Source organism: Spirosoma soli (genome assembly GCF_042684525.1).
In the GTDB taxonomy this organism is placed as follows: Bacteria; Bacteroidota; Bacteroidia; order Cytophagales; family Spirosomataceae; genus Spirosoma; species Spirosoma soli.
In genome coordinates, this window is record NZ_JBHULN010000006.1 from 77,857 (window position 1) to 89,870 (window position 12,014).

General features: G+C 43.7%; 8 protein-coding genes. 7 read left to right on the forward strand and 1 reads right to left on the reverse strand.

The features are described 5' to 3' along the window. Window positions 1-413 precede the first annotated feature (413 nt). Window positions 414-2,063: a tail fiber domain-containing protein gene (locus ACFSUS_RS11565; protein ID WP_381522654.1), complete on the reverse strand. Its 1,650-nt coding sequence runs from the start codon at window positions 2,061-2,063 to the stop codon at window positions 414-416. 872 nt (window positions 2,064-2,935) lie between these two features. On the opposite strand from ACFSUS_RS11565, the gene ACFSUS_RS11570 reads away from it, so the two are divergent. The 7 genes from ACFSUS_RS11570 to ACFSUS_RS11600 all read left to right on the forward strand — a co-directional run bounded on the left by ACFSUS_RS11570 (window position 2,936) and on the right by ACFSUS_RS11600 (window position 12,011). After that, the gene (locus tag ACFSUS_RS11570) at window positions 2,936-4,111 is read left to right on the forward strand and encodes a bZIP transcription factor (RefSeq protein WP_381522656.1); all 1,176 of its coding nucleotides are present in this window, start codon (window positions 2,936-2,938) and stop codon (window positions 4,109-4,111) included. A 1-nt stretch (window position 4,112) separates the two neighbouring features. Further along, window positions 4,113-4,643 carry a T9SS type A sorting domain-containing protein gene (locus tag ACFSUS_RS11575; RefSeq protein WP_381522658.1) on the forward strand — a complete coding sequence of 177 codons (531 nt, stop codon included), beginning with the start codon at window positions 4,113-4,115 and terminating at the stop codon, window positions 4,641-4,643. A gap of 168 nt (window positions 4,644-4,811) precedes the next feature. Then, the gene (locus ACFSUS_RS11580; protein WP_381522660.1) at window positions 4,812-6,347 is read left to right on the forward strand and encodes a capsule assembly Wzi family protein; all 1,536 of its coding nucleotides are present in this window, start codon (window positions 4,812-4,814) and stop codon (window positions 6,345-6,347) included. Between the two features lie 185 nt (window positions 6,348-6,532). After that, window positions 6,533-7,912 carry a sugar transferase gene (locus tag ACFSUS_RS11585; protein WP_381523116.1) on the forward strand — a complete coding sequence of 460 codons (1,380 nt, stop codon included), beginning with the start codon at window positions 6,533-6,535 and terminating at the stop codon, window positions 7,910-7,912. Window positions 7,913-8,141: 229 nt separating this feature from the next. Further along, complete coding sequence (locus ACFSUS_RS11590; protein WP_381522662.1) at window positions 8,142-9,656, forward strand: capsule assembly Wzi family protein; 1,515 nt, start codon at window positions 8,142-8,144, stop codon at window positions 9,654-9,656. Between the two features lie 130 nt (window positions 9,657-9,786). Continuing rightward, window positions 9,787-11,037: a serine hydrolase domain-containing protein gene (locus ACFSUS_RS11595; protein ID WP_381522664.1), complete on the forward strand. Its 1,251-nt coding sequence runs from the start codon at window positions 9,787-9,789 to the stop codon at window positions 11,035-11,037. A gap of 56 nt (window positions 11,038-11,093) precedes the next feature. Then, a complete protein-coding gene (locus tag ACFSUS_RS11600) occupies window positions 11,094-12,011 on the forward strand; it encodes an alpha/beta hydrolase (RefSeq protein ID WP_381522665.1) in 918 nt (305 codons plus the stop codon). Window positions 12,012-12,014: the final 3 nt, after the last annotated feature.

Sequence of the window (12,014 nt, forward strand, 5' to 3'; positions counted from 1 at the left end):
ATTTGGCGCTGGTCCATTAGCAATTAGTACAAATAACTACATTAATGATGGTAACAAGAGTTATCAATTGAGTTACAACGGCAACGGCTTAATTTCAAGACGGTATAGAAATGCTAATCCGTACTATAATGAAACATTTGAATATGAAGATTATTGATAATCAATCTGTTCATGCAAATTCATTGCAATTACTTAAGTGTAGTCTGCCTCAAAGAGCTGCATCGAGTAAATCTTTTGGGCAATAGTGTTAAAATCATTGCCATCGAGTTCTTTATCGTCCCGAAGCATCCTTTTATAGAAGATTTGGTAGTCGAACCTTTTTTTATTTCTATCTGCCCAGTTCAGCTTGTATTTGACTGGCAATTAGTGAATTATAATTTAACGCATTTAATTAAATACTCTTGAGGAATAAGTTACTTCTTACTTACCTTGTGAGATGTGCCTACTTCAGATACGCCTAGTAACAGTTGCATTTGTTCTACCTGAGCCGCTAATTTTTTTTGCACAGATATATTTTGTTGCAATTGGTCTTTAAGTTCTTTTATTTCTGCATTAAGATCTTTAACCGCTTGCACTAAAGGCATCACAAAGAGAGTATAACCTATAGTATAATATTTGCCTTCTTCCTGACGAACGCCTTCAAAATCGTAGCCAACTTCTTTAGCTGCTTTTGCAACATCTTGAGCTATAAATCCACTATGAACTATCTTATCTTCTTGAACACCATTAGAACTGCGGCCGGTAAGGGTGGCTTCTTTGGCTTTATTAACATGGTAAGTAACAGGATTAAGCTTAGTTATAAAATTCAACCCTGGAACGTTATGTCTAACATTCTCTTTGATACGACTATCAGATAAAGTTGATATCGTTTGTACATTACTTCTCAGAGAAGTAATGTTTGCATCACCCAGTACAATAGTATTACTTGTGTTTACAACACCACGAGCGCCGATAACCGTTGAATTTGTAACATTTGCTCCAACTGATGAAAGAGCTCCAATGGCAGTTGATAACCCGTTCGCACTGTTGTTAATTGTTACATCTGAGCCAATTGCGATTGAATATATAGCATTCGTTACTGCTGCAGAACCAACAGCTATCGAGTGATGTACAGAGCCATTACCGTTTGACGGACCTGCATTAAACCCCAAACTAGAATTTAAATAACCGTTTACATTATTTTGCAATGCATAATTACCGATTGCTGTGTTATTGTAGCCAACGGTGTTATAACGCAAAGCAAGCGCTCCAGCAGCGGTGTTGGAATAGCCATTCGTATTATAAAACAAAGCAGAGCCGCCTAAAGCGGTATTATCATATCCATCAATAGCATTATACAATGCATCAGCCCCAAAAGCTGAGTTAGAAAATCCACTAGTATTGCTACGTAAAGCGTTTTGGCCAACTCCAGTATTTTCAAGGCCAGTGCTATTTGCAATTAATGCATCATGCCCAATACCAGTGTTAGCTGTACCTGATGTATTAGTTGTTAACGCACCCGCACCTACAGCCGTATTTGCAATACCACTTGTGTTGTTTCGTAATGTATAGCTTCCAACCGCTGTGTTGTACGTCCCAGTTGTATTGGGATTTATAGAGAAAAAGCCTAATCCTAAATTAAACAATATATGATCAATTCGGCCTGCAGGTTGATTAAAAACTCGAAAATTTAAAGGGACGTTATCACCAGTACCAATAAAATTGGTTTTATCTACTGTTCCATTGTTACCTGTAACTGACCAAGCTGTACCACTACCAACAGCGGGTGCCCAAACTGGGCTTGCGGGAGTTCCAATATTTACTTCAACTTGCTGATTACTTCTATTAAAAAGCAGTATACCAGTAGCAGGATTCTGAATCTGATTACGTTCTGAAGTAGTCATAGTTGGCGTCAACAGCCCTCTGAAAGGGCTACCTGAAGAATAGGGACCAGCTTTGACATCAAGTGTAGCAGATCCATCTACTGCTCCAGAAGATGGCCCTACTCGTAGTTGGCAATATCCACCAATACTTACATAAACTGTTAATGTGATTGTCAAAAATGCTTTGTATATGTTTTGCATCGGTTTAACTGATTGAATTATACAACATTACTACCCATTATGTCAAGCGTATTATATCACTTGTAGATATCTAACACAAAGTTAGTACCGTTGATGATAATACGATAAATATATAAATAATTAATTATTTAATAAATGAGTAACCCCAAGTGTATATATAATTGCAAATTATTACATAAATTGCAAGAGCTTCAACAGGTGTATGTAAATAAAATTATTTATTATTGCGTAAAAATATATTATGTATGAAACAACTATTACGAATTATTGCCTTTTCACCTTTTTTACTTGCTCCAGAGGTGCTTGCTCAGACAAACTATGTATCTACAAGTCCATCATCAACAACTCCAGGTTCCGATAATACCCTAATAGGTGTTGGTGCCGGGAATCTAAATATGAGCGGAGCAAATAACCTATTCATAGGTAGGGGGACGGGTATGCAAAATATGGCAGGTACTCAAAATGTGTTCTTAGGAGCATCATCAGGAAGTCGAAATACATCTGGGCAGGGTAACTCGTTTCTTGGATTCTCTGCTGGACTAAGCAATACTAGTGGCAATAACAATACGTTTCTTGGTTCGGAAAGTGGTTTCACAAATAGTAATGGCTATAATAACGCTTTTGTAGGATATCGGACTGGGTACTTTAATGTGGAAGGGAACAATAACGCTTTTTTCGGTACTGGAGCAGGTTATGCGAATACTCAAGGAAATGATAACACATTCATTGGGTCTGATGCCGGTTCAGGAAATACAAGTGGAAAAAATAATATATTTATGGGGTCTCTTGCTGGTTCAAATAATACTTCCGGAGAGTCTAACGTTCTTATTGGGGTTAGAGCTGGATCTAACAGCTCTAACTCTTCTGAGAATGTGTATGTTGGCTTTCAATCGGGCCTGAATAGCTTGGGGGGGTCTAACCTGTTCTTGGGGGCCTATGCGGGCTTCAGCAGTGCTAACTCAAACGCTTCCTTTAACACCTTCATCGGCCAGCGAACTGGCTATAACACCACCACCGGGTTTGCCAACATATTCCTGGGTAGCAACGCGGGGTACTCTAACCAATCTGGTAACTATAACACCTTCATCGGCAACTCGGCTGGTCAGCAAAGCCAGCTTGGTAGCTTCAACACATTCATTGGGAATGGGGCTGGCTACAACACAAGTAACGCTAACTACAACCTGTTCATGGGAGCTCAAGCCGGGTTCAACACTGTTAGTGGTAACTACAATGTGATGCTTGGGCAGGACGCAGGCGCCAGCAACAAGTCTGGTAACAACAACACATTCATTGGTAAAGCAGCGGGTGGGGACCAGAACAGTTCTAACTTAGAGAATGCGACGGCTATTGGAGCTAATGCCGTAGTGAGTGCTAACAATGCCATGGTTCTTGGCAACAACGTCAATGTGGGTATTGGTACCTCAGCGCCCAAGGCTAAGCTGGAGATTACTCAAGGCACCAATGGCAATAGCGGCTTGAGGTTTACTAATCTAACAAGAGCTAGTCAGGCGACGTATGTAGGACAGACCAAGTTCTTAACAGTCAACGATCAGGGTGATGTGGTGTTGGGCAGCACAACCAGTAGTCCTTTCCGGGAGGCAGCGGCCAATGATCTATGGAAAGCAGAAGGCGATAACCTGGTCAACACTAATGCTGGTGGCATAGTTATTGGACCGGGGGTTAGTAAGACTCCAGCTGGTTATAGGTTGTACGTTGCAGATGGGGTACTAACTGAGAAAGTTAAGGTAGCAGTGAAGAGCACCAACGACTGGTCGGATCGGGTGTTTGAGAGCGGTTATAAGCTGCGTGGATTGAAGGAGGTGGAGCAGTTCATTAACCAGGAGAAGCACCTACCCGGTGTGCCTTCGGCTGAGGAGGTAGTAAAAGAGGGGGTGGATGTGGGACAGATGCAGGCTAAGCTGTTGGAGAAAGTAGAAGAACTGACTTTGTATGTGATCGACCTGAAGAAGCAAAACGATAGCTTGAAAAAGAAAAGTGCTCAATTAGAACAGCGTCTGAACAAACTGCAAGCTAAACCTCGTAAATAACATGCGATTACTAATCACATTAATAGGGTGTTGTTTAACATGGGCTAGTTTGGCGCAGGGGCCTCAACGGTCGCTACACATTAAGGTTAGCTACGAAAAAGCAGGCCAGTATCTGGAGCAGGCGGTAGAAACAATTGAAGCTGTTAATAAGATTGGAGTGTCCAGCGCTGTTAATTACAAAGCTGGCCGATCTGTCACCATGCTACCAGGTTTTGAAGCCCGGAATGGTAGTACGTTTACAGCAGAGATTAAGTCGGTAGGTGGTGAAGAAAACCCATTACGGTTAACGGCCTTCCCTAATCCGTTTGAGCATTCGACAACTATTGAGTACTATTTACCTACAGACGGTAAGGTCAATGTGTGGGTTACTGACGTGCAGGGCAAAGTAGTTGGTCAATTAGTACAGGGAGAAGAACAGACTGCCGGAAAGCATCAGGTTGAGTGGAAGCCGCAATCAGCTGAGGCTGGTATCTATATTCCAATGGTTGAAGCAAACCGGCAAAAGGCAACCAGTCGGGTTGTAAAGAAGTAATTTAAAGGTAGCTTTAACAGTAAGACCTGCTCTCCAAAGGCAGGTTTTATTGTTTTAGTACGTTTTGCTAGCAACAGGTGTAGCCTAATAATCTGACACTCCTAGCAATAAAAGAAAGGTTGGTACATTATCATTGTAAACTTATTCACTACACGATAACTTCCCTGGATGCATATTTGGCCAAAACCATACTTATTATGCGCACTCATTAGCGTTTTTCTCCGCTTTTCCCTGCAATTACAAGCTCAGGCCATTCGCCAGCCTAATCAGTATTTAGTTGAAGCGGGCGTTTATCTTTCATCGTCATCTCAGACTCCCTTTTGGCTACGAGCGAACCAGTACGGCATAGTACCCTATAGTTCACCGTCGGCAACGTTTCGTGTTGGCGTGTATAGTGAGTATGATTCGACAAACCACAAGGCAGATCGTCGTCAAAAATCAGGGTACGATTTTGGATATGGTTTAAACGTAGTAGCTAATGCAAACCGGAATCAGCTGTCGTACGAAAAAACGGTGTTATTACCCGAAGCCTATGTAAAAGTACGGCGCGGCATTTTTGAAGCCTACGTTGGGCGACGACGCGAAAAGTTTGGCTTAGCTGACTCAACATTGTCAACGGGCTCGTATTCCTGGTCGGGCAATGCCATGCCCATTCCTAAAATTCAGATTGCCATTCCCAACTTTACACCTATTGGTTTCACCAAAGGTTGGGTATCCATACAGGGGACCTTTGCGCATGGTTTCTTGAGCGCATCAGGATTTGTGCGGAATACCATGCTTCATCAAAAATCATTGTACCTACGATTGGGAAGACCCACAGAGGTGTTACGGTTTTATGGAGGGTTCAATCATCAGGTTGTTTGGGGAGGGCAGACTGATTTTGTAAACGGTATCCCTGGCGTTATTCCGGTTGGGGGTAAATTACCTTCAGGCTTAATCGACTACTTTTACGTCGTTACTGGCATTAATAAAGGACGTACTGACACGACTAAATACACATTTTTTGACCGCACCAATCGTGTCGGTAACCACTTGGGGTCTATTGATTTTGCTGTTGAAGTTGATTTGGTACGGCATACACTCTACGCTTATCGGCAGAGCTTGTTTGAAGACGGATCACTCGCTTCATTAATAAATATCGCTGATGGATTAAATGGTTTACGGATTCGGCGAAATGACCCTAACGCTTTCGTCCGCGATATTCTGTTTGAGTTTTTGAATACGACTAGCCAGGGTGGGTCTGTATTTATATTAGAGGAAGCGGAATTCAGGGGCCGGGATAATTATTTTAACCATCAGCAATTTCGCGATGGCTGGGGATACCGGCAGCATACTATTGGTACCCCCTTTATACCACCTGCCCTTGGTCCGAATGGCGAATATCCCTATGGAACGTTCACCGCTAACAACCGAGTGACGGTGTTTCATGTTGGGTTGGCAGGAAATTTGCCCGTGTCAGGGTCAATGCTGGCTAGTCCTATATCCTATATGGCTAAACTGTCATTCAGCCATAACCTGGGTACGTATGATGAACCTTATCAACCGGCAAAGGATCAGTTTTCGGGGTATTTAAGTGTAAATGCTCCGCTACAAATTTTAGGTGGTTTGCAACTGTCAGGCAGTCTGGCTACCGACGCTGGTACACTTTATCCACAAGGTGTAGGCGCTTACTTTAGCGTTCGAAAAACATGGAATTCAAAGTAGACAAATGCAGGTAACAATATAGACATTCCGGGATACGTTTTTTTAGCCATGTTTTCTGGCTAATTTGCGCCACGGTTTGAACGCCGTAAGATAATATTAGTACGAGCTCGTCAACCGGATACACTATTTTAGCGTACGTAGTTTGGAAAATTGTCGGCCAAACTCTGATGAGTAAATTTCCAGGTATGAGGCATCGTTATTCCATACTTTTCTTTCCGCTCCACGTATTCGCTGATTTTCTGAGTCTTAACGTAGCGTTTACTGGAGCTTACTGGATCAAATTTCAAACGCTTGAAGGTGTTTCTGACCCTCCATATGCATCGCTATGGTGGTTCTTTAATTCAATTTGGCTGATCGAAATATTGCTGCTCAAGCCTTATATATTCCCCCGGCAGTTATTTAAAGCGGACCATTTAATAAAGAAATTACTTATATTAATGGTTATTCATGTGGCCGTTATTGCGGTATACTGGGTAGCCATAAAGGCATATTATTATTCTCGGGAGCATCTGCTGATAACTTACATCTTATTCACGAGTCTGGCCGCAGCATTTCGAATAGGTGGTTTAATTTTTTTGAGAGAATATCGCGCCAGGGGATACAACAATAGGCGCTTTGTCATAGTGGGCTATGGCAAGCTGGCAGTTTCAATCCAGAGCTTTTACGAAGCACATCCCGAGATGGGCTTTCGATTCTATGGCTATTTCGATCAGCCTACTACTGAAAACGAGGGAGTGCTTAAGGGAAATTACGGCGAACTGCGGGATTATGTCAAAACACAGGGAATTGATTGTGTGTATTGTTGCATGCCATACATTGATAGCATTCATTTGAAAAATATTGTCGATCAGGCTGAAGAAGTCGATTATCAGGTGAAACTACTCGTTGATTTCAGGGGCTTTTTAGCCAAGGGCGCATCCGTTGAATACCATGATTTTTTGCCCGTACTCAATCTGTCCTCACAGATGTTGGCTGATTTCCGGGTTAATGTATTTAAGCGGGCATTTGACATCATTTTTTCCCTATGCGTGATTACGCTGGGGCTACCTATTTTTTTAGTACTGGCATTGATAACAAAGTTTACGTCACGGGGGCCCATCTTGTACGCTCAGGAACGTATTGGCCGGGAAGGTAAGCCATTTAAAATATACAAGTTTCGGAGCATGTACACCGACGCTGAAAAGTCAGGGCCGGTTCTGTCCGGAGGACTGCTCGACAGTCGTATTACACCCTGGGGGCGATTTATGCGGCAAACGCGTCTGGATGAGCTTCCTCAGTTCTTCAACGTATTAAAAGGCGACATGTCGGTGGTGGGGCCGCGCCCCGAACGTCAATTCTTTATTGATCAAATTGTAGAAATCGCGCCAGAATATCGTTCGCTGTTAAAAGTTAAGCCAGGTATTACATCCATCGGCCAAATTAAATATGGCTACGCTGCCAACATTGATGAAATGGTACAGCGGCTACGGTATGACCTATTGTATCCTAAACGCCGGTCGTTTGTCTTCGACATGTGGATCATTGCTCAAACGCTACGGGTTATGGCACAGGGCCGAGGTAAATAGACTTCTGCTAGTCAGCGCTGTTATACCTGGATAAAGCATAGATATCTTAGGCATAAAGCCAGTAGCTGTGCAATTTTTCTTCATAAACTTATACTATAAAAACAGCAGCAGCTTTCAAGTAAACAGGCCTCATTAATAGTTGCCTTACCTGATGCTATTTATTTTTAATCATTGTGACGATTGCTTATTCAGGTAAGTTTCGTTAGCATGAAGGTTAACTAACCTTTCTATGAGAATATCCATTGCTTGCCTTTACTTAATTATCTTCTACTCAATTAGCTTTTCTGCTAACTGTCAGCGTACCAACGAATATCATGTTGAAGTGGGTGGGCTGGTTGCATCCGATCAGACACCGTTCTGGCTACGAGCCAATCAATACGGCATTGTTCCATTGCGTGGTTCATTCGCTCGTTTTAATGCTGGCTTCCAATCCGATTACCGTCCGGCTGATAGCACGGGACACCGACGTAAAACGGATTGGGGGTATAAGCTGGATGCAGTAGCCAACGCTGGTGTAGCGAATCAATTTCTATTGCCGGAGGCTTACATAAAAGGCCGTGTAGGGGCGTTTGAGCTATATGTCGGTCGCCGTCGGGAGATAGTTGGACTCGTGGATACATTACTAACGACGGGAGCGTATGCCTGGTCAGGCAATGCATTACCTATCCCTAAGATACAGTTGGCTGTCCCTACGTTTACGGCTATTCCTTTTACGAAAGGAGTACTCTCTTTTATGGGAGCCTTTGCCCACGGTTGGTTCGAGAACTCAGACCGATTGGTAACGGGATCGTATTTACATCAAAAATATTTATACGGCCGTCTAGGTAAGCCTACCTGGCCATTTCGTTTGTACGCTGGTTTCAATCATCAGGTAATTTGGGCGGGTAAGTCTAATTTCCTTCCAGATTATGTGGCGGTAAACGGACAGTTACCGTCGAGTATTCGCTATTACCCAGCTGTAATTTTAGGCTCACGAGGGACTCAACCTAATGGAGTTGATGTAACTTCATTTGAAGATAACCGGATAGGTAATCACTTAGGGTCGCTTGATATTGCTACTGATGTGAACGTGGGCCAATTGAATATTTTCGTTTATCGTCAATTCTTATACGACGACGGATCATTATTTTATGGTACGAATGTAGCCGATGGCTTGAACGGTCTGCGTATTAAGAATCGGCAGGAGCCTCCTGGAACAGGATTCTTTTTAAGACAAATCACTTTTGAATATTTATTCACGGGTAGCCAGGGGGGAGATGTATTTGTGATAGATGATGATAAGCGACGAGGCAGAGACGAATACTTTAATCATAGCCAATTTATTGATGGCTGGACGTATTACAAGCGTACTATCGGAACTCCTTTTCTTACTCCTAAAGATGAAGTCAATCCATCTCTACCACCCGGTTTAGCTATATCTAACAATCGGGTGAGTGTCTATCATTTGGGAATAAGTGCATTGTTGTTCAACAAAATAGGTATAACAACGCGACTATCTTATAGCCTTAATGCCGGGACTTATACAGTAGTATACCCCACCACCCCCCGCCAATTTTCCGGCTTGCTCACCGCGTCAGTTCCTTTGGATATATTAGGGGGTACTACTTTGAATGGCTCATTTGCAGTGGATTCGGGAGAGTTGCTGCCGAATAGCGTAGGCACTTATATCAGCCTGCGGAAAACGGGTTTTTTGGGTAAACGTTCGAAAACACCTGTCACTACTCCTTATATGCGGTTCCGTTAACTGCTTCGTACTTACACGCTAAAACTTTTATGCCACTTTTTTATAGGATAATCCCTGTACGTATAAGCTAATTACTATTTTTGTGGAAGTTGGCCGGTATAGTAAAGAGTCTACGTAATAGCGTGTGAGGATGGTGCGGACGAATCAGTTTTGGCGTTGGTTTAGTGTAGTAATTGTACTCGGGCTAGGTAGCTCGTGTGGTCAAAACGGCCAGAAAGAATTGAACCAATCGGCCCGTGCGTTACGGTCCTGCGCTGACGAGCAGATACTGACCCCTCGGGAGCAGCAAGCGATTCGGCAGCAGATCAATGCCGACGAGAAATCCCGCAAAATTGAAGAGATCTTCCAGCAAAAGGTACGGCAGGGCTTTAATGGCAACGTACTGGTAGCCCAGAAAGGCATGGTGCTCTACAAGCACTGCTTTGGCTTGGGCCATTTTGAACGCGGAGAGCGGGATACGTTAGCCGAAGATTCAAAGTTTCAACTCGCTTCCCTTTCCAAGACATTTACCGCTGTCGGAACACTCAAGCTGATTGAAGCGGGTAAATTACGCCTGGAAGATACCATCCAGAAGTTCTATCCTGATTTCCCGTACCATGGCATTACCATCCGTGATTTGCTTAGCCACCGGAGTGGGTTGCCTAATTATGCCTACGCCTTCGACGATAGTATGAAGGTAAACTTCTATAAGAAGGAGAAGCCTTATCCCACCAACGCGGTCATCATGCACTGGTTTGCTACGGTAAAACCAACGCCACCGCGATATAATGTGCCCGGACGAGGGTTTAGCTATAGTAATACGAACTACATGGTGCTTGCTTCGATCATTGAGAAAGCAACTGGGCAGTCATACGAGGCATTCATTCGCAGGAACATTTTTGAACCATTGGGTATGCACCAGACGTTTGTGGCTACCACTAGAAACGATTCAATCAATCATCATCGAACGGCGGGGTATCAATGGAATCGGCGTATTCCAAAGGATTATTATGATGACGTTGTCGGTGATAAGGGAATTTATTCAACTACGGGTGATTTATTTCGCTGGTACCGGGCGCTGAATGGCGATTGCTTACTGCAAAAGAAGACCCTCGCTGAAGCCTTTGTTCCTCGTAGTTTTGAGCGGAAAGGGGCAAAGAACTACGGATATGGATTCCGAATGATGCTGAATGAGGTGAATCAGCCCGAATACATTTATCATTCCGGCTGGTGGAAAGGCTATAATACGATGTTCTGGTTTAGTCCCAAAGATGAGTACGTTATTATCATTCTGGGAAATAAGTACAACAAAACGGTGTACCGCGTAAAAGAGCTTATTGACGTGTTGAACGGAGGAGCCAAAGAAGGAATGACCGATCAGGATGATGAAGCAGAAATATGAGTAGAGCTAACCCTTATTTTGACTTTTCGGCTCATTGCTGACTTCTTAAATCATTTATGCGCTCTACCGTTCTTACTCTGCTTCTAACTACAGTATTTGTACAAACCGCCTTGTCACAGGAAGTTATTAAGCTCTGGCCCGATGGAGCCATACCGAATGCGATTGCTGGTGCAGAAATAACCGAAAAGTCAGAGACGACTGACGGTATATTGCGCATTAGTAACGTATCAGTGCCAACACTCACCGTGTACTTACCCCCGAAGGAAAAGTCTACCGGAGCGGCCGTAATGATTTGCCCCGGTGGTGGCTATTTCATTCTGGCCGCTGGGCATGAAGGGGCCGATGTCGCTCAGTGGCTCAACAACATGGGCGTAGCGGCATTTGTGCTTAAATACCGGTTGCCCAATGAGAAAATCATGACCAACCAGCAGGAGGTTCCGCTCATGGATGCGATGCAGGGCATGAAGTTGATCCGACAGAACGCAGCCCGCTACGGTATCAATGCGGACAAGATTGGCGTAATGGGATTTTCGGCCGGTGGTCACCTCGCTTCTACCCTATCGACACATTACCACCGGGGAGCAAAAGCTGACGAGCAGGCCAGGCCTAACTTCTCTATTTTGCTTTATCCGGTCGTGACCTTTAGCGACAAAGCACATACCGGCTCTCGGGATAAGTTACTGGGTAAGTTAAACACGTCGGCCGACATGATTACGTACTACTCGAATGAGCAGCAGGTAAGTAGTCAAACTCCACCTACTTTTCTGGTTCATTCGGAAGACGATAAAACTGTACCGGTCGAGAATAGCATCATGTACTACCTGGCGTGTTTGAAAAACAACGTACCGGCTGAGATGCATTTGTATCCTACTGGCGGGCACGGCTATGGGCTACGCACAGCGAAGTTCGGTTCTCTTAATACCTGGCCAGAAAGCTGTAAAGCCTGGTTAACCTCTTTAGGGGCGGTGAAGTAAGGA

Excerpts from the sequence above, each read along its gene's own strand:
- ACFSUS_RS11565 (WP_381522654.1), bottom strand. The coding sequence starts at position 2,063 with ATGCAAAACATATACAAAGCATTTTTGACAATCACATTAACAGTTTAT.
- ACFSUS_RS11575 (WP_381522658.1), top strand. The coding sequence starts at position 4,113 with ATGCGATTACTAATCACATTAATAGGGTGTTGTTTAACATGGGCTAGT.
- ACFSUS_RS11580 (WP_381522660.1), top strand. The coding sequence starts at position 4,812 with ATGCATATTTGGCCAAAACCATACTTATTATGCGCACTCATTAGCGTT.
- ACFSUS_RS11585 (WP_381523116.1), top strand. The coding sequence starts at position 6,533 with ATGAGGCATCGTTATTCCATACTTTTCTTTCCGCTCCACGTATTCGCT.
- ACFSUS_RS11590 (WP_381522662.1), top strand. The coding sequence starts at position 8,142 with ATGAGAATATCCATTGCTTGCCTTTACTTAATTATCTTCTACTCAATT.
- ACFSUS_RS11595 (WP_381522664.1), top strand. The coding sequence starts at position 9,787 with ATGGTGCGGACGAATCAGTTTTGGCGTTGGTTTAGTGTAGTAATTGTA.
- ACFSUS_RS11600 (WP_381522665.1), top strand. The coding sequence starts at position 11,094 with ATGCGCTCTACCGTTCTTACTCTGCTTCTAACTACAGTATTTGTACAA.